20 protein-coding genes are annotated in these 26,169 nt (G+C 32.5%); 9 read left to right on the forward strand and 11 right to left on the reverse strand.

The features are described 5' to 3' along the window. Window positions 1–274 precede the first annotated feature (274 nt). Genes thrA through thrC form a run of 4 tightly spaced genes read left to right on the forward strand, consistent with a single transcriptional unit; the run spans window position 275 to window position 5,327 of the window. Window positions 275–2,719, forward strand: a complete 2,445-nt coding sequence (gene thrA / locus DK442_RS18965) for a bifunctional aspartate kinase/homoserine dehydrogenase I (protein ID WP_109437470.1) — start codon at window positions 275–277, stop codon at window positions 2,717–2,719. A 4-nt stretch (window positions 2,720–2,723) separates the two neighbouring features. Continuing rightward, window positions 2,724–3,656 carry a homoserine kinase gene (locus tag DK442_RS18970; protein WP_109437856.1) on the forward strand — a complete coding sequence of 311 codons (933 nt, stop codon included), beginning with the start codon at window positions 2,724–2,726 and terminating at the stop codon, window positions 3,654–3,656. Beyond that, window positions 3,653–4,015 carry a RidA family protein gene (locus DK442_RS18975; RefSeq protein ID WP_109437471.1) on the forward strand — a complete coding sequence of 121 codons (363 nt, stop codon included), beginning with the start codon at window positions 3,653–3,655 and terminating at the stop codon, window positions 4,013–4,015. Before DK442_RS18970 ends, DK442_RS18975 begins: the two co-directional genes overlap by 4 nt. 22 nt (window positions 4,016–4,037) lie before the next feature. Further along, window positions 4,038–5,327, forward strand: a complete 1,290-nt coding sequence (gene thrC, locus DK442_RS18980) for a threonine synthase (RefSeq protein WP_109437472.1) — start codon at window positions 4,038–4,040, stop codon at window positions 5,325–5,327. 41 nt (window positions 5,328–5,368) lie between these two features. On the opposite strand, the gene DK442_RS18985 is transcribed toward thrC, so the two are convergent. Beyond that, a complete protein-coding gene (locus tag DK442_RS18985; RefSeq protein ID WP_109437473.1) occupies window positions 5,369–6,253 on the reverse strand; it encodes a M28 family metallopeptidase in 885 nt (294 codons plus the stop codon). Between the two features lie 97 nt (window positions 6,254–6,350). On the opposite strand from DK442_RS18985, the gene DK442_RS18990 reads away from it, so the two are divergent. From DK442_RS18990 to DK442_RS19005, 4 genes are all read left to right on the forward strand, one after another. After that, window positions 6,351–6,938: a hypothetical protein gene (locus DK442_RS18990; RefSeq protein WP_109437474.1), complete on the forward strand. Its 588-nt coding sequence runs from the start codon at window positions 6,351–6,353 to the stop codon at window positions 6,936–6,938. Window positions 6,939–7,030: 92 nt separating this feature from the next. After that, window positions 7,031–8,062 (forward strand): glutathione synthase, encoded by a 1,032-nt coding sequence (gene gshB, locus DK442_RS18995; protein ID WP_109437475.1) that lies wholly within the window; start codon window positions 7,031–7,033, stop codon window positions 8,060–8,062. Further along, on the forward strand, window positions 8,055–8,885 hold the full coding sequence (locus DK442_RS19000; RefSeq protein ID WP_109437476.1) for an N-formylglutamate amidohydrolase: 831 nt from the start codon (window positions 8,055–8,057) through the stop codon (window positions 8,883–8,885). Before gshB ends, DK442_RS19000 begins: the two co-directional genes overlap by 8 nt. 51 nt (window positions 8,886–8,936) lie before the next feature. Next, window positions 8,937–10,094: a flavohemoglobin expression-modulating QEGLA motif protein gene (locus DK442_RS19005; RefSeq protein ID WP_109437477.1), complete on the forward strand. Its 1,158-nt coding sequence runs from the start codon at window positions 8,937–8,939 to the stop codon at window positions 10,092–10,094. A gap of 5 nt (window positions 10,095–10,099) precedes the next feature. Here DK442_RS19005 and DK442_RS19010 read toward each other — a convergent pair whose 3' ends face one another. The 10 genes from DK442_RS19010 to DK442_RS19055 form a co-directional block, all read right to left on the reverse strand. After that, window positions 10,100–10,678 (reverse strand): NUDIX domain-containing protein, encoded by a 579-nt coding sequence (locus DK442_RS19010; protein WP_109437478.1) that lies wholly within the window; start codon window positions 10,676–10,678, stop codon window positions 10,100–10,102. Between the two features lie 137 nt (window positions 10,679–10,815). Continuing rightward, complete coding sequence (locus DK442_RS19015) at window positions 10,816–12,117, reverse strand: M20/M25/M40 family metallo-hydrolase (RefSeq protein ID WP_109437479.1); 1,302 nt, start codon at window positions 12,115–12,117, stop codon at window positions 10,816–10,818. Between the two features lie 76 nt (window positions 12,118–12,193). Beyond that, window positions 12,194–13,342, reverse strand: a complete 1,149-nt coding sequence (locus tag DK442_RS19020) for a hypothetical protein (protein WP_109437480.1) — start codon at window positions 13,340–13,342, stop codon at window positions 12,194–12,196. A gap of 393 nt (window positions 13,343–13,735) precedes the next feature. Further along, the gene (locus DK442_RS19025; RefSeq protein WP_109437481.1) at window positions 13,736–15,190 is read right to left on the reverse strand and encodes a hypothetical protein; all 1,455 of its coding nucleotides are present in this window, start codon (window positions 15,188–15,190) and stop codon (window positions 13,736–13,738) included. A 94-nt stretch (window positions 15,191–15,284) separates the two neighbouring features. Beyond that, a complete protein-coding gene (locus DK442_RS19030; protein ID WP_109437482.1) occupies window positions 15,285–16,724 on the reverse strand; it encodes an IPT/TIG domain-containing protein in 1,440 nt (479 codons plus the stop codon). 45 nt (window positions 16,725–16,769) lie between these two features. Then, the gene (locus DK442_RS19035) at window positions 16,770–17,933 is read right to left on the reverse strand and encodes a hypothetical protein (protein ID WP_109437483.1); all 1,164 of its coding nucleotides are present in this window, start codon (window positions 17,931–17,933) and stop codon (window positions 16,770–16,772) included. 17 nt (window positions 17,934–17,950) lie between these two features. Further along, a complete protein-coding gene (locus DK442_RS19040; RefSeq protein ID WP_109437484.1) occupies window positions 17,951–19,537 on the reverse strand; it encodes a SusD/RagB family nutrient-binding outer membrane lipoprotein in 1,587 nt (528 codons plus the stop codon). Window positions 19,538–19,554: 17 nt separating this feature from the next. Further along, the gene (locus tag DK442_RS19045) at window positions 19,555–23,019 is read right to left on the reverse strand and encodes a SusC/RagA family TonB-linked outer membrane protein (protein WP_109437485.1); all 3,465 of its coding nucleotides are present in this window, start codon (window positions 23,017–23,019) and stop codon (window positions 19,555–19,557) included. Between the two features lie 87 nt (window positions 23,020–23,106). Then, window positions 23,107–24,084, reverse strand: a complete 978-nt coding sequence (locus DK442_RS19050; protein WP_109437486.1) for a FecR family protein — start codon at window positions 24,082–24,084, stop codon at window positions 23,107–23,109. A gap of 80 nt (window positions 24,085–24,164) precedes the next feature. Beyond that, window positions 24,165–24,737: an RNA polymerase sigma-70 factor gene (locus tag DK442_RS19055; RefSeq protein ID WP_109437487.1), complete on the reverse strand. Its 573-nt coding sequence runs from the start codon at window positions 24,735–24,737 to the stop codon at window positions 24,165–24,167. A 334-nt stretch (window positions 24,738–25,071) separates the two neighbouring features. Between DK442_RS19055 and gcvT the strand changes: the two genes are divergently transcribed. Then, window positions 25,072–26,154 carry a glycine cleavage system aminomethyltransferase GcvT gene (gcvT, locus tag DK442_RS19060; protein ID WP_109437488.1) on the forward strand — a complete coding sequence of 361 codons (1,083 nt, stop codon included), beginning with the start codon at window positions 25,072–25,074 and terminating at the stop codon, window positions 26,152–26,154. Window positions 26,155–26,169: the final 15 nt, after the last annotated feature.

Below are 26,169 nucleotides of genomic sequence, written 5' to 3' on the forward strand. Positions count from 1 at the left end.
TGTTAATTTAATTTTCTCTAAAAGTAAAAAATTATACATTTGAACTCACAAAGCAAAGCAAATTAATGTTTAGTACCATTATCATATCGGCTTTATTAATAACCTTAGGAACAACACTGATATCTAAGGCTTCTTCTATTACACGTACTACTACAATTACTATTACCCTTAGGGGTTAATTCATTTATATAGTATCGCCAGAACATGTACATAATTCATAAGAATGAATTATCAGACATAAGCTTTTATTATTAATTCAACTAAAAAATATATTATGAACGTTCTAAAATTTGGAGGTTCTTCTGTTGCAAATGCAACTACAATAGAAAGCGTAATAGATATTGTAAAGCAACAGTCAGAAAAGCAATCTTTATATGTTGTTGTTTCTGCAATGGGCGGAGTTACTGATTTATTGTTACAAGCCGGCGAAGAGGCTTCTAACAATAATGAAGATTACAAAAAGACATTAGTAGAAATCGAGAAAAAGCATCTTGAAGCTGTAAAAAGCCTCATTCCTGTAATCTCGCAAAGTGCCATAATTAGTAAAGTCAAAGCACAGCTTAACACTTTGGAGTCTTTATGTGAAGGAGTGTATTTATTAAGTGAATTATCTCCAAAAACCGCTGCTGTAATTGCCAGTTTTGGAGAAATACTTTCTTCTTACATCATAGTAGAAGCTGCAAAAGTAAAAGGCTTAGATATCATCCTAAAAGATTCACGAGAATTAATTGTTAAAACCATTAATTCAAAAGTTACTATTGACTATAAAGAAACTAATGATAATATTAAAGAGTTTGCAGATCATAATACACATAAAGTAAGTCTTTTTCCGGGTTTTGTCGCTAGAACAAAGGATGGGGAACCTACCACACTAGGTAGAGGAGGTTCTGATTTTACCGCAGCTATTCTCGCAGCTGCTACTAATGCAGATGAGTTACAAATATGGACAGATGTGAGTGGTATGTATACCGCTAATCCCAAATTGGTAAAACAAGCCAAACCTGTGCATCATATCTCATATCAGGAAGCAATGGAGCTTTCACATTTTGGTGCTAAAGTAATCTATCCTCCCACTATACACCCTGTATTAGAAAAAGATATTCCGATACTGATAAAAAATACATTTAAACCCGAAGATCAAGGAACGCTCGTTACTAGAAAAGTAAATGATCGCAAAAGACCTGTTACAGGGATTAGTCATATTGATAGCATATCCATTATTTCATTAGAAGGAAGTGGTATGGTAGGAATACCAGGGTTTTCAAAACGTTTATTCGAAACTCTTTTTCTTGAAAATATAAATGTTATTTTGATAACTCAAGCTTCATCCGAGCATTCTATATGTCTTGCAATAGAAGCTACTGATGCAAGAAAAGCAAAAGAAGTACTCGATACCACATTCGAATTTGAAATCTCCAAACATAAATTAGATCCAGTGAAGATTGAGGATGATGTAGCGATTATAGCTCTGGTAGGTGACAATATGTATCATCATCAAGGACTAAGCGGAAAAATGTTTAGTACTTTAGGAAAAAACAATGTTAATATTAGAGCCATTGCTCAAGGTGCTTCAGAAAAAAACATCTCTGTGGTTATAGAGAAAAAAGATATTAAGAAGGCATTAAACACATTACATGAACGATTCTTCGAAGTAAAAACCAAACAATTAAACCTCTTTATTACCGGTGTCGGAAATGTTGGGAGTAAATTAATAGAACAACTTGAACAACAAAAAAGCTATCTAAAAGACAAATTAAGGTTAAAGATAAGAGTAGTTGCTATTTCGAATTCCCGGAAAATGATCTTTGATGAACATGGAATTGGTTTAGATTCATGGGGTCAAAAATTGGAAAAAGGAGAAAAAGCAGATGCAAGAGAATTTTTTGCCAAAGCCAAAGAGATGAATTTAAGAAACTCTATTTTTGTTGATAATACTGCTAATCCAGATATTGCCAAAATATATAAACATTATCTCGCAGAGAGTATGGCTGTAGTTACCTGTAATAAAATTGCATGTGCAGATGAATATACTAACTATGAGGAATTACAAAATTTATCAAGAAAATTTAACGCTTCTTTTTTATACGAAACCAATGTTGGTGCTGGGTTACCAATAATTGACACACTAAATAATTTAATTGCATCTGGAGATAATATTCATAAAATTCAGGCAGTATTATCTGGTAGTCTTAATTTTGTCTTTAATAATTATAAAGAAGGTGTTACTTTTCATGACATTGTAAAACAAGCACAACAGCAAGGATACACAGAACCTGATCCTAAAATAGATTTAAGCGGAATCGATGTTGCCCGTAAAATTCTCATTCTTGCTCGCGAAAGTGGAAAGGTAATGGAATTAGAAAATATCGAAAATGAAGCATTTCTTCCAAAGGAAAGTTTAGAGACTACTAGTGTAGATGCCTTTCTCCAATCTGTAGAACAAAATGAAAAGCATTTTAAAGAAATTTTGGGCAGTGCAAACAAAAAGGGATGTCGTCTAAAATATGTTGCACAATATGAAGAAGGCGAAGCCAAGGTAGGATTACAATTTATACCATCTGATCATCCTTTTTATAATCTTGAAGGAAGTGATAACATCGTACTCTTTTACACAGATCGATACCCTAAACAACCATTAATAGTAAAAGGTGCTGGTGCTGGAGCCGAAGTAACTGCCTCGGGTATATTTGCAGATATTATTAGAATTGGTAAAAAATAATAATATGAAAAGTATTAGAATATTTACTCCTGCCACCGTCGCAAATCTTTCTTGTGGATTCGATGTATTAGGATGTTGTTTAGACACGGTTGGTGATGAAATGTTAATCTCACTTACTTCTGAGCCTGGAATAAGAATTACCAAAATTGAAGGTGCAGATCTTCCTATGGAAACAGATAAAAATGTAGCCGGTGTAGCCGTTCAGGCATTACTTCTTGATTACAAAAAAGATTTAGGCGTAACGATAGAAATATATAAAAAAATTAAAGCCGGAAGTGGAATTGGTAGTAGTGCTGCAAGTAGTGCTGGTGCAGTTTGGGCAGTAAATCATCTATTAGGAAACCCTTATACACCTCAGGAATTAGTAAAATTTGCCATGGAAGGAGAAAAGCTGGCCAGTGGTAATGCCCATGCTGATAATGTAGCTCCTGCTCTACTTGGAGGGTTCACCTTGGTACGTAGTTATAATCCACTTGATGTAATAAAGTTACATTCTCCTAAAGATCTTGTGATGACCGTAATTCATCCACAAATAGAAGTAAAAACATCAGATTCAAGATCAGTGATTAAGCATAATGTATCTTTGCAACAAGCGATTCATCAATGGGGAAACGTTGGTGGATTGGTAGCTGGTTTATTTACCGAAGATTATAATCTGATAGGTAGAAGTTTAGAAGATGTAATTATAGAACCTCTGAGATCAATTCTAATCCCTGAATTTAAAAATGTAAAGAATGCAGCAATTGAAAAAGGAGCTCTAGGATGTGGAATTTCTGGATCCGGCCCTTCTATTTTTGCATTAAGTAAAGGACTAAAGATTGCAACAGATGTAGCCGAAGCAATAAGAGTAGTTTATGCAAAAACGGGACTTGAATTTGATATTCATATATCACAAATAAATAGTAACGGAGTCAAAATAATCGAAGAAATCCAATGAAAGAAATCAAAAAAATATCAACAGGAGCACCTTGGGAAGACATTGTAGGATACTCTAGAGCCATAAAAATTGGAGATGTAATCGAAATTTCTGGTACTACTGCAAAAGGTGCAAATGAATACGAACAAACTCTTGCTATTATCAAAATTGCAGAAAAAGCATTAAAAGAGTTTGGTGCAGATTTAAGTAATGTCATAAGAACAAGAATGTACTGTACAGATATCTCCCAATGGGAAGAGATTGGTAAAGCACATGGAGAGTTTTTTAGCAAAACAAGACCTGTGACCACAATGGTAGAAGTTTCAAAGTTAATTTCTCCAGATATCTTAGTAGAAATAGAATTCTCTGCAATTCTCTAACTTCAGTAAAGAATATAAAATAATGCAATACTATAGTTTACATAAAGACTCACCAAAAGTACCATTCTCAGAAGCGGTAATAAAAGGATTAGCTCCTGATCGTGGTTTATATTTTCCAGAATCCATTCAATCTTTATCTACATCTTTTTTTGAAAATATTGAAGAACTAGATAATGTAGAAATTGCTTTTCAGGCCATCCAACAATTCATTGGTGAAGAAATACCAGAGGTAGAATTAAGAAATATTCTTACAGATGTTTTAAGTTTTGATTTCCCTGTAGTTGAAATTGAAGATAATCTAGGAACACTAGAATTGTTTCATGGTCCAACAATGGCTTTTAAAGATGTAGGAGCCCGCTTTATGGCAAGATGTATGGGATATTTTAATCGAGCTAATGAAAATCATGTAACTGTTTTAGTAGCTACATCGGGAGATACAGGTGGTGCTGTAGCCAATGGTTTTCTAGGGGTAAAAGGTGTAGATGTGGTAATTTTATATCCGAAAGGAAAAGTAAGTGAAATACAAGAAAAGCAATTAACAACTCTGGGGCAAAATATAACAGCTTTAGAAATCGACGGTGTTTTTGATGATTGTCAGGATATGGTAAAGACCGCGTTCTTAGACACTGACATTACTTCTTATAAACAACTGACTTCTGCTAATTCTATTAATGTTGCCAGATGGCTTCCTCAATTATTTTATTTCTTATTTGCATACAAACAGGTAAAAAGTAAAGGAAAAGATATTGTATTCTCTGTTCCTAGTGGGAACTTTGGAAATATCTGTGCAGGAATTGTTGCTCAAAAACTTGGATTACCGGTAAAACACTTTATAGCATCTACTAATGTTAATGACACAGTAGTTCGTTATCTAGAAACTTCAGAATATGATCCAAAACCTTCTAAAGCTACAATTTCTAATGCCATGGATGTTGGAAACCCAAGTAATTTTATAAGAATACAACAACTTTTTGATAACGATTTCTCTATTCTAAAAAACAATTTTTCTGCATATAGCTTTGATGATCAACAGACCAAAAAAGCAATGGGAAAAATCTATAAAAAATCAAATTATGTAGCCGACCCTCATGGCGCTGTTGGTTATTTAGGGCTACAAAAACAAGGATTAAAATCTACCGAGTATGGTATATTTCTGGAAACTGCACATCCGGTCAAGTTTCTTGACGTAGTCGAGGACACTCTAAACGTTAAGGTAGAAATACCTTCGCAAATTCAAAAAGTAATGAATAAGGAAAAGCATAGTATTCCGATAAAGAGCTATGAAGCATTAAAGGAGTTCTTATTACAATAAGAACTCCTTTAATTATATTATTAATACAATCCAGATATATTCTATTCCTCTGCCAAAGATTTCATCACCTTATACACAATGTTTGTTGTAGATGCCAGATATTTAAAGTTTACCGTTGTGTATTTATCTTCACTTTGACGAACAAAAGGTGAGTTATCAGCATTTCTTAATTCTGCTGTAAGTGTAACCGTTTCATATCCAAAATTTGCAAAAAATCTACTCTCTGGAGTAGCTACAGTTCTTTTATAAATAGGAACGGGAGATTCTAATCTATATCTAGATTCTAAACTCAAACTTGAAGCCAATAGTTCTATAGCTCTATCCTCATCATTATCCCATCCCATATAATCAGACCTATGCATAGAGTGAATATTATACCCTTCTTCTTTAAGCTTTTTTGTAAACATTCTGGTTCCAACCATATTACTTTTCCAATGGTCAAAAAACACAACCATAAAATTTTTGTTACGTTCTTTTAATTCTCCCAATTTTTTTGCGACATAAAAAGCAATAGCTGCACCCGTAGCATTATGAACAGCTCCAGGGCTATTTTCTACAGTATCAAAGTGAGCTGCTATTACAACAAATTCATTACTGCCATTGGTAGCCGGAATTTCTGCATATATATTTACTCCATTAAAAAGATTTCCTTTTTTATCTTTAACATTATAAGGGTGCTTTTGAGGCTTAAGTCCAATATCTTTTAAAGAATTGAATAAAAAATCAGCAGAAGCTTTCCTTTCAGAAGTACTAAATCTACTTTTTAATTTCTTTTTTCCTTTAATAGGTTCATGTCCCGTAAGTTTTGCAACTATCGTTCTTTCGACATTAATAATCTCGGCTTCGATTCGGTCTTGTTCAGTTTGAGCTGGGGCTATCTGAATTGCGAAAACGAATACTAGTAAAAATATTCTATATAAATTCATTTTGTAGGGTTTGTATTCTATTCCAATTAACACAAATTTAAGAAAAATTTGTCATTAAACAATTTCGTACTTTTAGTGCTTAAATTAATACTTTAATATGTCTTTTGCAAAAACCATACCTTTTATTATAATAACGTCACTTTTTATACACTGTGGCAATGATACTTCAAAAAAGACTCCTTTACTCTTTCCAGAGCATTGGAGAAGCGAAGTTATTGAATTTCCTTTAGAATTTGCACCTTCTTTACAATATTCGGGTACAGAGTATATCTGTTTTTCTCCAGGATGGGGAAAACAAGGAGCTCCAGATTATTTTTCATGTGCATTTTTGTGGGTTATAGATCAAGATCCCAAATTGTCTCCCAAAAAACTTGAAACTGCAATGGAGACATATTTTGATGGATTAATGAGTACCGTTTCCAAATCAGATCAAAATTCTACTCAGAAAAATATCACGTCTAAAGCTTTTTTTGAAAATGTCAACGAAGGTATATATGTTGGAAAAATATTAACCTATGATGCCTTTACTACCAAAAAAGAAGTATCTCTTAATATAATTGTAAATAATAGTTTCTGTAATGCACAAAACAAACATCTCATACTATTTACTATTTCTCCTCAAACTCCAGACCATCAAATTTGGAAGAAGATGAAAAAGTTAAGTATTGATATGGAATGTGAATAATCAATTGTATTTCAGGAGCCAAATTTTATTTTAAGTTTTTTATAGATTTTCACATAAAAAACGTAAATTTTGCTTTTCAAAAATCATCAGTAATGAATGTTTGTTTCTTAATGTACCCTTGGGAAGAAATCGATCCTGAAAAGGATACTTCTCTTACTCTAATTCATGAATGTGTAAAAAGAGGGCATGGAGTAGCTATAGCCACTCCATCTAACCTTACCATTCGTGATAGTGTTACTTTTTCTTTTTGCAAAGTAATTAATAGGCCAGAAAAAGTATCTTCATCTATGAAATCTTTTTATACAAAAACATCTTTTAGAGATGAAATGCTCCCACTAGCTGGGTTTGATGTCCTCATATTACGTAGTAATCCTCCTTTGGACATGATTATGCTTAACTTTTTGGACTCTGTAAAAGATGACGTATTTATTATGAATGATATTGATGGGATACGCAGGTCGAATAATAAATTATATACTGCTGCCTTCGATGATATTGAAACACATTTTATACCGAACACTCATGTAACCAAAAATAAAGATTACCTGATTAAAATGATCAAAGAATCCGAATGTGATAAGATGATCTTAAAGCCTTTAAATGGTTTTGGTGGTTCTGGTGTAATCTTAATAGAGAAAAGGGCAATGACCAGTATACGGTCCTTATTGGATTTTTATATTGATAACAAGGATGGGTCTACTAATTATGTTATTCTACAGGATTATATAGAAGGCGCTGATCAAGGAGATGTTCGTATTTTAATTCTTAATGGAAAACCAATAGGCGCCATGCGCAGAATCCCAGGTATAGATGATCATAGATCAAATGTCACCGCTGGAGGGTCTGTAGTAAAGCATTCACTTACCAAACAAGAAAAAGAATTATGTCGTAAAATTGGTCCGAAACTAGTAAAAGATGGACTTTATTTTGTTGGAATCGATGTTATAAATGGAATGTTGGTCGAAGTCAATGTAATGAGTCCTGGAGGAATTACATATATTAATAAAAAATATAAAGTAAAATTACAGGAAAAAGTAATTGATTTTATAGAAGACAAGGTTATACAACGTGTCAACCGATTTGATAGAAAAGCAAAACTTAGAAAAACAGTAGACGATGCTTAAGCTTTCTGTAAGAGAAATAATTGCTAAGATAGAAACCGAAGAACCCTTTCATGCTGTAGCCGAAGATTATTCTTTTACTCTAAAAATAGATTCCTATACATATTATATCTGTGGTGCCGTACATGATGGTCATCAGTTTCGTAAAGCACTATGGAAAAAGTGTTTACATAGCGAATATGACAGATGGTATGAAGAAGATCCTGCAACCAAGCAGATGATACAAGATCATCCAATAGTCATTGCCGGATGTGATTCACGATTTGAATATGATCTTAATAGAGCCCCAGATCATGCCATATACGAAGATGTATGGGGCAAAAAACTCTGGAAAACACCTTTATCGTCAGAAGAAAAAAACCATTCATTAGAAAAACATCATAATTTTTATAAAGTAGTCCATGCTTTAATTTCAAAAGTTGAATCAAAATATGGTGCTGCAATTGTATATGACTTACATTCTTATAATTGGAGGCGTTGGGATCGAGAAGTCCCTGTAGTTAATTTAGGCACTACAAATATCAATAATGATCTATATTCTTCCTTTATAGAATCATGGTGCACTACTTTGTCTACCATCGAATTACCTAATTTTATAAAAACCAGTGCCGCTATTAATGATACATTTCAAGGTAACGGATATTTTTTAAAATACATTACAGAACATTTTAAAAACACACTTGTATTAGCTACAGAATTTTCCAAAATTTATTGTCATGAATTAGAATACATAATGTATCCAGAGGTTATTCATGCAATTCAAGAAGGTTTAAAAAAACGACTTCCAGAACATGCTAAAACATTTTACAATCAATTTATTGGTTAATCTCCCTTTTTTGCAGTTAGTTTGTGCTTTCTATTATAAAATGATAAGAATATGATCGAAGATGCAGTAGAAACATATAGCGACCTTTTTGATATTGATCAAAATCTAGATCGACTTGTAAAAAATATAGAACTTCTTAATTACTTGAATCCTCTTAATATAGAGCAAGAAAAAAAGAATTTTTTTGCTTGTAAATACAGGTTCAATCCCAAATTCAACTACCGGAAAATAAAATTTAATCCCTACAAAATGCAGCGATTATTTTTTAGTCAAAGGCTTGAACGTATAGAAGATGAAGAAATAAGAAAATTATATCAAAACATAATTTATGAATATTCTGGATTGATACAATGCATAGAAACGATCGGTAAAGGGAAGAACTTTTATTATAATTCTCTAAAAGTTTTTGGAACTCCTAAAGAACGTGATGTTGAAAATGCCCGTTTTATTCTTCATTTTGAGGATGAAAACAATACAAATACAACAATAAATAAACATACAGCATCAGATGCCGAAGCATATTTCATAGCATTCGGGAAACGATATAATTTTGATTTCAACATCAAGAAATCTACAAATATCTCGGCAGCTGCTATGGTACTTAATGCTTCGGAAACATTACTATTAAAGAAAAATCACATGTTTAGTGACAATGACTTAATGGTATTAGCTAATCATGAAATAGGAGTACATATGGTTACTACTTTTAATGGTAAAAGTCAACCATTAAAAATATTTTCTAATGGTTATGTTAACAATACAGAAACTCAAGAAGGTTTGGCTGTTTTTAGTGAATACATGTCTGGTTGTCTGACCTTAAAACGAATGAAAGAATTGGCATATAGAGTTATTGCTGCGGATAGCCTAATTAAAGGATATGATTTTAAAGATACTTTTGATCTTTTATATAGTCAATACAAATTAGATCGGGAAGCTGCCTGGCAAATTACCTTGAGAGTGCATCGAGGAGGAGGATTTACAAAGGATTATCTATATCTAACCGGGTTAAAGAAAATATACGACTATTATTATGCTAATAAGGACATGAATATTTTATTAACTGGTAAAGTTACTTTAGAAGACACGGAATCTATTATCAAACTTCAACAATTAGGTTTAGCCCATAAAAGTAAACACATTACTGATTCTTTTAGCGAAAATTTAAATACAAATACTAAATTAGATTTTATCCTAAGAAACTTAAAATAATAGCTCTAAAATTTTTCTGTTTTATGTATCATAAACCATTGCAAAGCAATGATAGATTTTGCATCATTGATAATTTTAGATTCTAATAATGTTTTTATTTCTGAAATTGAGATTTTACAGAGTTGAATATCTTCATCTTCTTCTTCAACACCTCCTCCTTTACTTATTTGATCTCTTTCAAAAACTTCTCCATAATATAAATACATTCGTTCTGAAGAAACTCCCGGAGTAGCATAAAATGTAGAAATATGTTCTAGTTTATGAACTTTATAGCCTGTCTCCTCTTCTACTTCTCTTATTGCACAATCTTTTGCATCTTCATTTTCTTCTATTCCACCTGCTGGAATCTCTAACAACCACCCATTATCGTTTTTTATTGTAGGATATCTAAACTGATTAATAAACAACACTTTATCAGTATCTTTTTCATATAATAATACTGCCACACAATCCCCTTTATCCATCATTTCGCGCACATAATTGATAGGTGTGTTCTGGTTAAAACGATCGTGAATAACAGAGGCTTTTCTGATTTTTAAAAAACCGTCATAAACGAGGTCTTCACTTAGTATCTTATATTCCATACAAATAAAAATAGGGATTATTTTGAGTGATTTTTCAAAATAACCCCTAAAATTTTGTAAACATCAATATAGATTTCAGAACCTACAATAATGCTGGGTAACGATCATAGTAATCTGGAGTAATATTATACAACATTTCAATTTACAATACCAGCTTCTGCTATAGTAATCAACATCGCAAGCTTTATATTTTTGGTTGCTTCAGATGTATTTGTCCATTTTTCATCTAATGCATGTGCTCTACTTCCTTTCCCTCCCCGACTTAAAGTTACTGCTGGAATATTTTTTGCTATCGGAATATTGCTATTAGTTGATCCTGTTCTTAATTTAGGAACAATACCCAGAAATAAAGCTGATGCCAATGATTTTTGTGTCAAAGGTGTATTTATATCTAATATCCCTGATGGACGATCACCAATAGATTTCATTTCCAAGGTTACTTTATCTTTGATCTCCGTACTGTTATAAGCTGTTTCTGCTTTTTTCATACATTTTTTAAAAATACTATCTATTTCTAATAATCTTTTTGGGCTTAATGAACGCATATCTATTTCTGCCCAAGATTCAAAAGGTATAGAATTTACAGATGTCCCCCCTCCTATTCTACCAACATTAAATGAAGTTTTAGGGCCTTTAATTGCGGTATACTTTGTAGCTTCTTCTACAAACATTGTAATTGCTTTCCCTAAGGCGTGATGAGGATTTGCTAATCCAAAAGCTCCCCACGAATGTCCTCCTTTTCCTCTGAAAATTGCTTTATATCTTTTAGAACCTAATCCCCCATTAATAATACGCCCCGAGCTTCCTCCATCAATAGAAATCCATGAATCAATCTTAATGTCTGATGCATCACTAAATAAATGTTTTACTCCCCTTAGGTCTCCTAAACCTTCTTCCCCTACCGTACCAACAAAAACAACATCAGCATCAGTAACAATTGAAGCCGTATTCATCCCTTTTAAAACTGCCAATAACATAGCCATGCCTCTTGTGTTATCACCAATTCCCGGTGCAGTATATGTCTGCCCATCTATTTTTACAGTTACATCCGTTTCTTCAGGAAAAACTGTATCTATGTGAGCATCGAGTACAACAGTTTTATTTCTTTTTTTCCCTTTTCGTAATGCCAATACATTACCTTCTGTATCAATCCAAACGCTATCAATACCGATATCAACAAACATCTCCATAAACTTTTTTGCTCTTTTAGTTTCTTTAAATGGAGGAGCGGGAATCTCTGTTAGTGTTATCATGTTTTTGATCGTTTCGGCATCAGAATCATCAATAGTTTTCATAGCTAATTGAACCCCTTTATTAGCGGCCAATTTCTTGATTTCTTTGATGTATTTCTTATTGGAAACAGTTGCTTTTTGTGCTTGGGTTACATTTCCTAAAAGAATAATAGTCCCCAGAACAACTTTAAATAATCTTGTATACATTGTATTTATAATTAATATTTATAACTGATTAAAACAGGTCATTTTCTTAATAAATCTTAAACCTTATTTTTTGTATTTATTTCCTAAAAGCATAAAAACGTCCCAATTCTGATTGAAACATTTCTCTAGAATTATGTCCCGCCCCTGGTACAATTTTCATCGTTTGCGTATTTTCTATACTATCACCATAAAAATCCTTTAGATAATCATAGTAAATCATTCCTCTTTCTAATCGATGATTTCCTTGTAATAAAGCTCCGCAAGAAGTATCCAAACTCGAACTACTTGTATTATTATCTTGAGCTCCCAATAAATAAACCACTTTTCGTTTATAGAACTGTTCTTTAATTTTGTTAGCGCCGATAGCACTTAAATAATTAGGTAAATCATCTAATCCATATTTATAATCATTATATGCGCTGCATGTTATAGTGGGAACTTTGTATGATGGTGATCCATCAACTTTACGTTTTTTATTGAGATATACATATGAACTAGGGTTATTAACAATAAATCGAACATTTATACGTTCATCGTTTAAACTTCGATAAATTGGTGTAGCAGCTGCATATCTATTTAAAAATTGACCTCCTGCAGAGTGACCAGAAAGAATAATATTTCTAAGATTAGGATAATTATGCTTTAGTTTAACTATTAATGAATCCATTATTGAAAATGAAGAAATACGATCTGATCTAGGGTTTTGTTCTTCATCTTTAGATAAAAAACCTATTTTCCAACCACCAGAACTCCAATATAAATGTTCGCTATCTAATCCATGCAAGTTAATATCTGACTCTGCTAGAAATTGAGGAGATATAATTAGAAGTGTATCCAATTGTGAGCTTTCCATTTGAGCAGCGGCTAACATTCGTTTATAATAGGTGTCAGCATTTCGATCTTGACCATGTAATGCTACTACTGCACGAGTTATCATTGGGTTTTCATCATCAATCGAAGCTACATTTGCATAGTAAGGAATTTTAAAAGTATTTCCATTTTTAAGCACGGTAAGCTTTTTATTTCCAATCTTATCATCTGGGTCTTTAGCATCTGCTCTTATAGCCTCACATTCTTTCCTTTCGGCAGTCACATATTGCTCAGTAAAATAAAGAAGTTTAGTTTCATGAATGGTTCCTCTTATGTTTTCTGAATCCCTGCTACAACCATAAAAACAACTTATAATTATTCCTAAGAATATATACGTCAAACAGTTTATTTTCATCGTAATTTTGTATTCATTGTTATCCCTTATTATTTACTCATATAAATCTTCAAAGTTCAGTTTTCCTTGAACTTATAGATATACATATCTGATCTATATTTCATGAATATTGAAGAAGAAATTATTCTATATTAAGTAACAATATCATCGTTTTGGATCACATAAAATGAATCCGATAATTTGATGACCTTATCGGATTCATTTATGGCTAGCTAACTCAAGTAAATTGATTTTAAGTGTATCAAAGAAATCTATTGACTCCTTCTAAATTCATGTTATTGTTTGAAAAATTGAGTAATTCATCATACATGTTTTATGGTTAATTGCTGGTTCTGGAATAGAAAACTAACCGAAAACAAAATTTCTTTATAACATCAATTCGATTTTCTTTGTTTAATTTCTAAACGTATTCTTTCTACCTCTTTCTGATTTGTACATCCCTTCGCTACTATGTCCAACTCCAATTACAACTCCCATTTTTTGAGTATCCATAATAGAAGGTCCATAATAATCTAATAAATGGTCAAAATAATTATGAGCTCTGTCAAAGCGGTTTTTACCCTGAAGTTGTGCTTCACAGATATTAGAAGTATCTATATCTGTATCTACATCATTTTGACCTACTAAATATGTGACTTTCCTTTGAGGTAATCTATTTCGAATGACGTTTTCTCCAATTGCATCTAAGTATGTGGGTAAGTCATCTAAGCCAAACCTATATTCATTATACTCAGGACATTGTCCGATAATGACACCAGAAGGAACTTCAAATGTATTTTCTGTACCCGGGACTTTACGTTTATTATCCATATAAACATATGTTTTAGGATTGTTTACAATAAAGCTAACATCAACTCCTCTGGCATTTAATTCATCTGGTATCGGTGATCCAGCAGCATATCTATTTATATATTGTCCTCCCGCAGAATGCCCTGTTAATACAATAGTTTTAAGATTTGGATATTCTGATAATTTTATCATTAATGAATCCATAAATGTAAAAGAAGAAACACGCTCCGTTCGCGGATTAGTGGTTTCATCAAGAGAAGTATTCCCTATACGCCAATTACCGCTCCAATAAGAATGTTCTGAATCCAAAGTATATTGATCAATTTCTTCTTCTCCAATAAATTGTGGTGATACAACAAGTAATGTGTCCAAATTATTAGACTCCATTTCTGCTGTCTCCATCATTCTTGTATAATGCTTACCAGCAGTATGCTCTGATCCATGAAGTACGATTATTGCCCTTCTAATTACATCATTATTAGCATCCCTTATATCTTCTCTATTCGAAAAATATGGGATTTTAACTTTTGATGTTCCAGAAACTATGGAGAATTTTTTTTCTCCAATAAAAGGTGCCTCTGATATTATCGAAGAATTATCAGTTCCCAAAGTAATATTAATTGAACTACCAAAATTCGAAGAGTTTCCAATGGTAACACCTTCTTTTGGTTGCAATTCGATACTTAAAGATCTAGGTTGGATTGCATCTTCATTATCATTAACTCTTTGAAGTAAAACAACATTAGAAATTGCTTTACCTTTTCTGATTATAAATGAACCTGTCTTTGGCAGAATAAAATCTGCTCCTTCGACTGCATTATTTTCACTTGGGTAATTAACAGTATATAGAACTTCTATATCTTTATCTGTTTCAGGACCTTCATATCTCAATTCAACACTTACTGGTTCTGACTTTGATCGATCAACACTTATATCCTCAATGTTAAAATAAACGAAAGCTTCACCTGATCCTGTGGAATTTGTATCATCATCATTTTCACAACCAGATAAAAAGATTGTCAAAAAAAAGATTAAAGTATATTTTATTATATTTTTCATAGTTTATTTAATAAACATTCAAATTTTTAATTCTGCAGAAATCAATTATAAATGATTTAGCAATATGAAATATGATATTTTAAATTATGTGATATTAATTAATATAAACTATATTTAATACACATACACCGTCACCACTCTCAAACGTCTCTGCCTCGCGGCCAACATTATTTGCTGTGGCACCGGCTGAAACTCCCGTAGCCTGTAAGATAAAATTCATACTATTACCATCGGCCCAATCTCCTCTATTCACAATTTCCTGAACAATGCTAGAAATATCAACAGTTTTCTGGTTTGGACCTGTTTCAGAACCTGTCCATTCTGGAATATTCCATACCACACTAGCACTAGTCAAAACTCGACCTGAAACACTATTAGCTGGAGTTATATCGTCATAAGCAGCAGCATTACCCACATTTTCTCCGAAAATCGTCATTTCTGTAGGATCTGCCCCTGGTGTACTATCGGCTACAAATTGAATACTTGCTGAAGCTATTGTAACTCCCGCAGGAATAGTAATACTGTTAAATCTTAATCCTATTTTTTGTAACCCTAAATCTGGTGTACCAGAAGTATCAAACTCTCCTAATTCGAGATCAGAACTATCTAATGTCATTCTTCCATCTGCTGCTTCTTCAACATCATCATTACCATCATTAATAGGAATAATTAGTGAAACAGAATCAATAGTAAAGTCAGTATCTGTAATCGCTAATAAACCTTCAACTTCTACAGCAATCGGACCGGTAGTCGCTGCAGCAGGTACTATTACTTTAAGTTCTGTAGTCGTTGCCGAATTTACAGTAGCTAATGAGCCATTAAAACTTACTCTATTTTTATCCACTTCGGGACTAAAATTAGTTCCTATAATCGTAACTACTGCTCCTGGAATACCGACAGTAGGATCAAATGAAATTATCGTAGGTGTGATAGTAAAAGTAACGCTACCCACTTGTCCAAATACTTCTACGGTAAGTGGCCCTGTAGTAGCTCCATCTGGAATAACAACAGTTATTTCTGTTGAAGAAGCTGCAGTAACTTCTGCCGTAACACCATTAAATTGTACAATATTATCTGTAACGGTTGCTCCAAAATTATTACCCCTAATAGTGATTGTTTCTCCGACTGCAGCACCGGTAGTACTTAAATCTGTAATTGCAGGTGCTCCAACAACATTAAAAACAGGGCCTTCAACATTAATTTGCCCTTTTTTCACAGAAATAGGACCTGTTGTAGCCCCTTCGGGTACAGTTACCGTTAATGTTGTATCTGTAGCAACTGATACTATCGCAAGGATTCCTCCGTTAAAACTAACTTTATTATTCGCAGGAACACGACTAAAATTAGTTCCATTAATTACTACTGTTGTACCAATATCGGATAACATAGGTTCAATCGCCGTGATAGTTTGGGCAGGTTCTGGTTCTGGTATAACCCTAAAATCTTCATCTTCGCATGAGATAATACCTATTAGTATCGTTACCATTATGGTTACAACAATCGATACTTTTGGAAATCTATATTGTTTTTTCATTTTTATATTTTTAAGTGTTTCGATAGAAACAATTCTATTAAAATCTTATCCTGGTATGTATACTAACATTTGGTCAAAATAAGTGTCTTCTGAACCACCGTCAACGGCTATTTCTACAGTTAAAGTGTAAGCCACAACATCTGTTAAAAAACCTGAATCAATAAGGTTCCATCTATCTAGTCCATCGTTTACTACCAATCCATTTATATCCAAAAGCACTAAGGTTTCCATTGAACCATCTGCTCTTTCGACAATAGCTGTAGCTCTAATAAAATCATCACTTTCACGATTATTACCTCCTATTGGAAAATATTGTATCTGGATACCTGTCGTTGGATGTTGTGTAGCATCTACAGTAACTCTATCAAACTCTATTCTAATAGTACCATCGATATCTTCTACCTGGTAAGCTTGATCTCCATCCAAGAATGAACCTCCAGTTGGACCAGGATCATTACTAATACCTATTTGCTCAGAAGTAAATCCTGGACTGCTAACTGTAGTGTTTGGATCTTCAAAAAATGATCTAAAACCAATTTCATCATCTGTCCCTGTACCTACTGCTGTATGTTGTACATGACGTTCACCGGGGTTATTCAATAACTCTCCTACAGCAACAGCATCAGTTCTTGTATATCGATCATCTGTACCAAAAGGTTCTTCAAAAGAAGTTCCTCTTAGTTTTAATGGTGGTGGTACAAACAAGGATAGTCCAAAATTTATAGCTTGATTAAACGCTGGGTTATCAAACAACTCAGTACCCGAATCACCACCATCATTACTATTCGTTTCACTATCAAAATCTATTCTAGCTCCATCAAAAACTCCATTTGTTGTAGTAATAACAGCAACAAAATTCAAAGGAATCGCAATATCAAGATCGTCTTTAGTTAAATTCAATGCCGTAAGAATCTCTTGGCCAGAAAAAGTAAGTGTATTTGGGAAAGAAGTAAGTGTAATAAATTTATCTACCGTAATATCACCATAAGTCATCCTTAAATCATAAGAAATAATATTATTATTGGGATCTTCAACACCATTAGAAAACACAAGGTCTTCAAATTCTAAAACATTAAGTCTAAAAGAATCAGGTACTTGATCCCATACAACCAAACCACCTCTTGTGAAATTGTCTTCCAGAATATCACTGGAGTCGCTACAAGATATTCCTAATATCAGTAACGCTAATAATACATATATTTTTTTCATTACTTGAAGTCTTTTTATTATCTAATAAAGCCAACAGGATTCTTATCCCAGAATACCTGAGTGGTAATTGGGCGCTGACTTAATTGGTTATTATTATTTATAGCATCTTCTGGTATAGAAAATGATCTTGGGAACGGTGTATTAGGATCAAAAATTGGTGCAGTAAATACTGATGGTAAGCCTGTTCTTCTGTAACCGTTATACGACTCTGTTGAGTTTCCATAAGAGGCTAAGTAATATTCTTTTAAGATAATATCCAACTTCCCTTGATTGTCTGCAGCTGCAAAAGCAGTCATTACCTCTAAAACATAAGCATCTACATCGGCTGATGTTGCGGCAAATGTAGAACCTGAAGCTGCATTGGCAAAATTAAGTACTTTGTCCATTGATTTTCTAATCCCTGATTCTAACAATGCTGCAGAGTCATCACTTGTTGTTAATGTCAAAGCCGCTTCTGCTCTTAAGAAATCGACAAAAGAAGATAATAATATCGGTAATATACCTGCTCCTAATTGATTTTGTGCTGCTATTGCAAATTCTGGAGCGCTTGGGTTATCTTCGTCAAATGCTCCACCAACGGGATACAAACCATATGTAGCTCTCAAATTACGATCAGCTCCAGTAGATCTTGTATCTCCATGGTCTCTTCCGTAATATGCATTACCCAGGTAACAAAAATTAAAAATACTAGATCCTACACAACCTAATAATGTATCAGAAGGATCGGTATTACTTTGACGGTATACATAATAACGCAGACGTGGGTCAGAAATACTTTTATCGTTTAAAAGTAAATTTAAAAATGAGTTCCCCAAAAATGTACTAAATCCTTCTGGACGATAGGAAATATTATAATCTGGATGACGACTATTTGGATCTGAAGCTGAAGTACCATATTGAAATTGAAAATCATCGTCTGATGTAATAAAATCATCTTCGGCTAATAATACATTAATCCTATCTCTATCACCTATATTTAGCAACATTTTGAGTTTTAAGGATTTTGCTAGTCTGATCCACTTTTCTGCATCTCCATCATAATATAAATCATTAGTGGGAGCTAAAGTAGAATTTGCTAAATCATCAATAGCTATATCCAAACGGTCTAATAAGGTTGCATAAATCATTGCATCATCATCTGGCTTTGGATTTAAAATTTGTTCATCTCCACGATTAGCTTCTGAGAATGGAATATCTCCTAAATAATCTACCATAGTTACTGTGGCATAAGCTGTTAATATAGTAGCCATCCCTCTATGGTATAACAAACTCTCATCGTTTTCTGCTAAATCAAATATTATATTTGCATCTTCGAGAAATGCATAATAATTAGTGTATTCGCTATTTAAGGAAGCTTGATTTGATACATCAGAATAGGTTTCGTTTAAAACCGTATATCGCATAACTTCATCGGTAGTACGGTTTAAATCTTGTAAAAGATCAGCTACTTCTTTCTGCACATTGTTCAACAAGAAATTTGGATCTGCTTGGTCTGGTGTAAGAAGATTAGGATTCTCTTGTAAATCATCCCCAAAGTCTCCCAATTCACAAGACGCAAATAGTATTATACTTAATAAGTATATTAATATTTTTATTTTTTTCATCTTAATTGAATTTATAATTAGAAATTAACTGATATCGAAAAAGAATATCTTTTTGTAGTTGGTGTAGATAAACCTGTAGTCTCTGGATCAAAATTTATCCCTTCTGGAAATCCTGGAGCACTAAAGAAAAGATTTCTTCCACTTAACGTAATATCCATACTTTCAAAAGGTAGTTTATTAAACGTGCCTTTATTAAAGTTATAAGACAATGAAACTTCTCGTATTCTAAATACAGAATCATCAAAAGTTAGATTTTCATCAGCTTCATAAAAATTGTTAAACACTGCATTATTTCCGGTAAGCTGAGTGCTATTAGGTATTGTGTTTCCATTAGCATCTAATAATGGTAACCCTGTAGAAAGATCGCCATAAACACCTGGGATTAAGAAGCTACCTTCTCTATTTTCTGTATCAGTAGTAACCCCTCTTTCTAATAAGTTTTCAAATACCGCAGAACTACGATCTCCACCATGTGTATACTCTAACTGTGTTGACAGTGTGAAATTTTTATAATTAAATGTATTGATTGATGTTGCTCTAAAATCTGGTACAGAATTTCCGATAATCTCATCTTGTAACCCTACATCATCACTGGTAATTAATCGTCCGGTCGTAGGATCAATTAAAGCATTTCCTTCAGCATCGCGAACGACATAAGATCCTAAAAAAACACCTAATTCTTCACCTTCAATAAGGTTATCTCTACGAGTTATATCACCAGGAAGATCTACAACAACAGATTTAAAAGTGGTAAATGTATTTCTAAGCGTCCAATTAAAATCAGAGTTTTTAAATAATCGAACACCTAAATCTATTTCTAATCCTTCTGTATCTACCCTACCCGCATTAATAACTGTTTCTTCAAAACCTGTTGCTGGTGCAATATTAGTTTCAAAAATTTGATTATCTGAAATACGGGAATATACAGAAGCTTGTAAAGTAACTACATTATTAAAAAAGTTACCTTCTAACCCTAATTCAAATTCTCTATGCAATTCTGGCTTTAAATTTGGGTTTGCCAATTCACCAAATAATGAATTGGTGACAATAAGCGCATTATTAATATCACTAAACTCTCTTGGGTCTGATGATAGACTTGGTCTTGTATTGTATAAACCAGGATAACCAGAAGAAGTAGCATATGCTCCTCTAATTTTCAAATAATCCACAAAACTTTCTCCAAACTCAAAAGCCGATGTTGGTATAAAGGATATTGAAACTCCTGGATAAAATAAATTTTGATTTTCACGTTCAACAGTGGATCCTTTATCTAATCTTCCTGATAAATTAAGGTATAAAAAACCATTATAATCAAATTCAAACTGACCAAAAACTCCGAGAAGGTTACGTTTGGTAATATCAAAATCTCCTTCACCTGGCACTCTAAAATTATTTGGCCTTAACACACCAAATACTATTTGATCGGTATATTCAGAATCCTGAGATCTAAACGTTTCATATCTAGAATTAATCCCTAACTGTGATTCGAAGCCTATTGCGTCTGAAATTCTATAATTAGATTCAAAAATAATAGTATTATCAACATCAAATTCTGTATTAGATGTAAGATCCAAAGTTCCCAAAGTTGCGGTTGCACCGATCCCCCCTCTATTTCTAAAGTCTAAAACATCTGAAGTTTCTATTTGAAGACCTCCTCTATATTTTAAACTGTGATGTGCATTGAATTTATATGCTAGGTTTAAGGTACCATTTATTCTACGTACATTTCTCTCTCTTCCTGTATTTGCTATAGTCCATAGTGGATTCTCACGATCTGCTCTATAATATACATTCCCTCCTGTCACAGGGTCTTGAAATGGTAAATTCTGTATATCCAAACTTCTTGGAATTACATATAAATTCTCTAATATATCCTCACCATCTGCATCATCACTATCTACAGAACTATAGGAATTTCTATTTCGCGAACTATAAGATAAAGAAGAAGATAACTTCAGTTTATCCGTTAATTGAGAAGTTCCACCTACGCTAATATTAAATCTTTTGAAATCATTATTCCCAAGAATACCACCCTCTGTGGTATATCCCATAGAGAAGTTTAGGGACGTTCTTTCGCCTGTTGCTTCTAAGTTGACAGATGTTATTTGTCCTATTCCTGTACTAAAAAAGTCATTTACATTATTTCGTGCAGCTTCAAAAGGTACTACGGCATCTGCAAATTGTGGAAAATTTGGATTTCCTGCTAGCGGATGTGGCACTACATCAATATCTGTAAAGCGTGCTCCGTTACTACCAACATTACCAATAGTACCATTGTCTGTTACAAGGTTATTACCTACACCAAAGGTATTTTGAAAATCTGGTAATGAAGCAACATTATTCGTATAAGTTGTCTGAGATATTTTTGCTGTAAAACCTTTTTCTCCTATTTTGGCGGCACCTGTAGTGGTTTCAACCAGAATCACACCGTTTCTACCCTGACTACCATATAATACAGCTGCATTTAAGCCCTTAAGAACTGTAATGTTTTTAATATTATTTGGGTCGATATCCAGAAGATTTCCAGAAAACGGAACGTTATCTACAACAATTAAGGCACCATTACCTTCTGTTAAAGATAATGAACCTCTAATGACAATACCTGCTGCTGCACCACTACTTCCATCATTTGGAGATATTAAAACTCCAGATATTTTACCTTGTAAGGTTCTTGCTATATCCGCTTCAGGACGGTTTTCGGTTTCTTCTGTCTCTACCTTAGAAATAGCATATCCCAGTGCTTTTCTTGATTTTGAAATACCTTGAGCAACCACAATTACTTCCTCTAATGTACTTACGTCCTCTTGTAAGATAACATTTAACGCATTATTTGTTATGACAATTTCTTTAGATTGAAAGCCAACATAAGAAAATGTTAAAACATCTCCCTGCTCTGCTGCGATTTCATAATTACCATCAAAGTCTGTTAATGTACCTGTATTTGTTCCTTTTATTAATACGTTCACTCCGGGTAAAGGAATACCGTCAGCAGCATTCACAGTTCCTCTTACCATATTTTGTACTACTTCATTCTTTTTATCGATCTTCGTTTTGCCCTTACTTTTTGTAGTATTAGATTTTTCTTCCATAAAATCTAAGAGATTCTTTATGGATTCTTCTGAAGTTTTAACATATCTAGGAAATAAGACAATTTGATTTTTATATACTCTAAAATTAATATTGGTCCTATTAAATAGTCCATTTAATACTTTTTTTACTTTCTCATTATTTGCTTTTAAAGAAACTTTTTTTGAAATATCGATAAGATTATTATTATAAAAGAAGCGATATTCACTTTTTTCTTCTATTTCTTCAATAGCCATTTGTAATGTTGCTTCTTCTAAAGAAATAGATATATTCTGAGAATATGTATTAAATGAAAATAGCTTCGAAATAGTAATACAGATAAGTAACGAATATATTTTCATAATTCTTATTAGATGTTTTCTTGATAAGAAAACATCTGAAAGGTTTTTTTTCATAGTTTTGTATGATTTTAATTATTCTAATTCGTGAGTCTAATTAAATGATTATAAGAAGAGAGTGTTCCAGCACTCTCTTCTGTACTTTTATTCTGAGTTAAGCATAATTTTATTATTTAAGTATTTATAATTTATAGGTGATGAAATTTTGAGAAGATCTAAAACCTCTTCTAATTCAAGGTTATCGAACTCTCCTGTATATTTATATTGTAAAAGAGAATCAGATGTAATTACAAATTCTACATTATATTTTCTGTTTAAGTCTAATACTACTTGTTTTAAAGGAGTTTTATCAAAAATTAATTTTCCTTCTTGCCAGGCCACTATATTTTTAGAATCAACCTTGTCGACTTTGATATCACTTTTTTTCTTATCAAAAGTTGCTCTTTCTGATGGCTCTAAAACAATGGGGGTTATCTGTTCTTTCTGTAGAACTTCTACTTTACCTGTTACTAATGTAGTTTCTATCTTCTCATCTTTTGGATAAGACTTAACATTAAATGATGTTCCTAAAACTCTTACTTTCAGGTGTTCTGTTTGTACAATAAAGGGTTTACTCTCGTCTCTTTGAATATCAAAAAAAGCTTCACCTATCAAGGTTACTTTTCTCACATCATCATCAAACTCTTCAGGATATTTTAAGCTACTATCAGCGTTTAATGTAATAGATGATCCATCTGGTAATATCACCGTTTTATGATCTCCATGACCTGTAGTTACAGTTTTAGTATCAAATCTTAAAAACTCTGTAGTATCAACGATCAAATCATTATCAGGAAATGATGTCAAAGTATACCATACCATAAGTGGTATTATTATAGACGCAATTGCAGAAATATAATAACGTCTTCTTTTCTTTTTGGTTTGTTTAGAAGAAAAACGATGATATACTGTATCGATATCAACATTCTCTGATTCATCAAGAGTAGAAGCAATGTATTCTGCCTTTATTATATTAAAGCGCTTTTGATGATTTACATCTTCTCGAATCCAATTGATAATAATTCTTTTTTCTTTTGGATCAGATTCTCCCTTTATATACTTTATGAGATCTTTTTCTTGCATTAAATTATAGTCTTATACTTATAAAGACGTATAAAATTACTTTACCCCCCAAAAAGTTTTTTATTTTTTTAAGAAAAGTATTAAAAAAAAGATAGGAATTCTCTTAAATGCAGCCTCATATGCTTGATTGCTCTAGAGATGTGGTTTTCTACAGTTTTTACAGAAATATCTAATTCATTTGATATTTCTTTATTTTTTAAACCTTCAATTCGGCTTTTAATAAAAACTTTTTTACATTTCTCTGGAAGCAATTCTATACTAAGTTGTATTTTTCGTGCTAATTCTTTTTCTATAATAGAAGAGGCATTTTTATCTGCCAATGCATTATGATTTATAAATGCTTCAAGCTGTACTATATTATTGGAAGAGCTAAGTTTATGTTTCTTTGATCTCAAATAATCAAGGCAAGAGTTTTTTGTAATTTTAAATAGGTATCCATTAATATTAGTAGAAATATCTTTTCTTTTTTTCCAGGTTTTTAAAAAAACATCTTGTACAATTTCTTCTGCATCTTCGGTACTGGAAATATAATTCTTAGCCACATATAGTAATTTACTATAATATAGCTCAAAAAGAATTTTGAAGGCTTCTTCATTTCCTTCATTTATATTCTTAATTAAAAAACTATCAGTTATTTGTGATTCCCTATTCACCTCTGCCTTAATTCCACTATAAAGGTAAATATTTTTTTAACGTGATCACAACAAATGATTAACATTAAAAATTTCGTTTTAAAAAAATGATGTTTATCTATTGTTAAAGTATTAAAAATTATATATCGTTATTAAAATTACTTTTATCATGAAAAGAATTGATTCTTAAGGAGATTTTAGTACTATTCTTATATATAAAACAAATAGTATAATATTTAATAATAAATATATCATCAAACTGATAATTTATCAGGATTATAACAAAAAAGCATTGTATACCTACACAAAGTTTTTTACTTTCGGCGTCAATTTGATAACACTAAATCATTGCATTATGCAAAATACTGCTTTAACAGAAACTCACATTGCTTTAGGGGCTAAAATTGTTCCTTTTGCAGGTTTTAATATGCCTGTATCTTATGAAGGGGTCAACATAGAACACGAAACAGTTCGTAAAGATGTTGGCGTTTTTGATGTATCTCATATGGGAGAGTTCTTAATCACCGGTGCGAACGCCCTAGATTTGATTCAGAAAGTAACTTCTAATGACGCTTCTAAACTAGTTGATGGAAAAGCTCAATATAGTTGTTTCCCAAATGATAAAGGAGGAATTGTAGATGATTTGATTGTGTACAAAATTGCAGATGAAAAATATCTTTTGGTCGTTAATGCTTCTAATATTAAAAAAGACTGGGATTGGATTAGTAGCCATAATACTATGAATGCAGACATGCGTGATTTATCTGATGACTATTCTTTATTGGCAATACAAGGTCCAAAAGCTGCTGCTGCAATGCAAGCATTAACTTCTGTTGATCTGGAAACAATGAAATTTTACACTTTTGAAGTAGCTGATTTTGCAGGAATTGAAAATGTTATTATTTCGGCAACAGGGTATACTGGTAGTGGAGGTTTTGAAATTTATTGCAAAAACTCTGAAGTTCAGCAGATATGGGATAAGGTGCTTGAAACAGGGGCTGATTTTGGTATTAAACCTATCGGATTAGCTGCAAGAGATACATTAAGATTAGAAATGGGATATTGCCTTTATGGAAATGATATAAATGACTCAACTTCTCCTATAGAAGCCGGACTTGGTTGGATTACTAAATTTTCAAAAGATTTTATTAATGCAGAATCTATTGCTAAAGAAAAAGAACGTGGAGCAGAACGAAAATTAGTAGGTTTTGAATTAAATGAACGTGGTATTCCTCGTCATGACTATGACATCGTAGATGATAATGGTAATAAAATAGGTATTGTGACCTCTGGTACTATGTCTCCTTCTTTAGGAAAAGGAATTGGACTAGGATATGTGCCCGCTATTTTTGCAACGCCTGGAAGTAAAATTAATATCCAGGTTCGCAAAAAAGCTATTCCCGCAACCGTAGTAAAATTACCTTTTTATAAAGGGTAATATAACAATAAACAA

Source organism: Aquimarina sp. AU119 (genome assembly GCF_900312735.1).
In the GTDB taxonomy this organism is placed as follows: domain Bacteria; phylum Bacteroidota; class Bacteroidia; order Flavobacteriales; family Flavobacteriaceae; genus Aquimarina; species Aquimarina algiphila.

Excerpts from the sequence above, each read along its gene's own strand:
- DK442_RS18970 (WP_109437856.1), top strand. The coding sequence starts at position 2,724 with ATGAAAAGTATTAGAATATTTACTCCTGCCACCGTCGCAAATCTTTCT.
- DK442_RS19050 (WP_109437486.1), bottom strand. The coding sequence starts at position 24,084 with ATGCAAGAAAAAGATCTCATAAAGTATATAAAGGGAGAATCTGATCCA.
- thrA (WP_109437470.1), top strand. The coding sequence starts at position 275 with ATGAACGTTCTAAAATTTGGAGGTTCTTCTGTTGCAAATGCAACTACA.
- gshB (WP_109437475.1), top strand. The coding sequence starts at position 7,031 with ATGAATGTTTGTTTCTTAATGTACCCTTGGGAAGAAATCGATCCTGAA.
- DK442_RS19045 (WP_109437485.1), bottom strand. The coding sequence starts at position 23,019 with ATGAAAAAAAACCTTTCAGATGTTTTCTTATCAAGAAAACATCTAATA.
- DK442_RS19005 (WP_109437477.1), top strand. The coding sequence starts at position 8,937 with ATGATCGAAGATGCAGTAGAAACATATAGCGACCTTTTTGATATTGAT.
- DK442_RS19035 (WP_109437483.1), bottom strand. The coding sequence starts at position 17,933 with ATGAAAAAAATATATGTATTATTAGCGTTACTGATATTAGGAATATCT.
- DK442_RS19015 (WP_109437479.1), bottom strand. The coding sequence starts at position 12,117 with ATGTATACAAGATTATTTAAAGTTGTTCTGGGGACTATTATTCTTTTA.
- DK442_RS18975 (WP_109437471.1), top strand. The coding sequence starts at position 3,653 with ATGAAAGAAATCAAAAAAATATCAACAGGAGCACCTTGGGAAGACATT.
- DK442_RS19020 (WP_109437480.1), bottom strand. The coding sequence starts at position 13,342 with ATGAAAATAAACTGTTTGACGTATATATTCTTAGGAATAATTATAAGT.
- DK442_RS19030 (WP_109437482.1), bottom strand. The coding sequence starts at position 16,724 with ATGAAAAAACAATATAGATTTCCAAAAGTATCGATTGTTGTAACCATA.
- DK442_RS18990 (WP_109437474.1), top strand. The coding sequence starts at position 6,351 with ATGTCTTTTGCAAAAACCATACCTTTTATTATAATAACGTCACTTTTT.
- DK442_RS19000 (WP_109437476.1), top strand. The coding sequence starts at position 8,055 with ATGCTTAAGCTTTCTGTAAGAGAAATAATTGCTAAGATAGAAACCGAA.
- DK442_RS18985 (WP_109437473.1), bottom strand. The coding sequence starts at position 6,253 with ATGAATTTATATAGAATATTTTTACTAGTATTCGTTTTCGCAATTCAG.
- DK442_RS19025 (WP_109437481.1), bottom strand. The coding sequence starts at position 15,190 with ATGAAAAATATAATAAAATATACTTTAATCTTTTTTTTGACAATCTTT.
- DK442_RS19040 (WP_109437484.1), bottom strand. The coding sequence starts at position 19,537 with ATGAAAAAAATAAAAATATTAATATACTTATTAAGTATAATACTATTT.
- gcvT (WP_109437488.1), top strand. The coding sequence starts at position 25,072 with ATGCAAAATACTGCTTTAACAGAAACTCACATTGCTTTAGGGGCTAAA.
- DK442_RS19010 (WP_109437478.1), bottom strand. The coding sequence starts at position 10,678 with ATGGAATATAAGATACTAAGTGAAGACCTCGTTTATGACGGTTTTTTA.
- thrC (WP_109437472.1), top strand. The coding sequence starts at position 4,038 with ATGCAATACTATAGTTTACATAAAGACTCACCAAAAGTACCATTCTCA.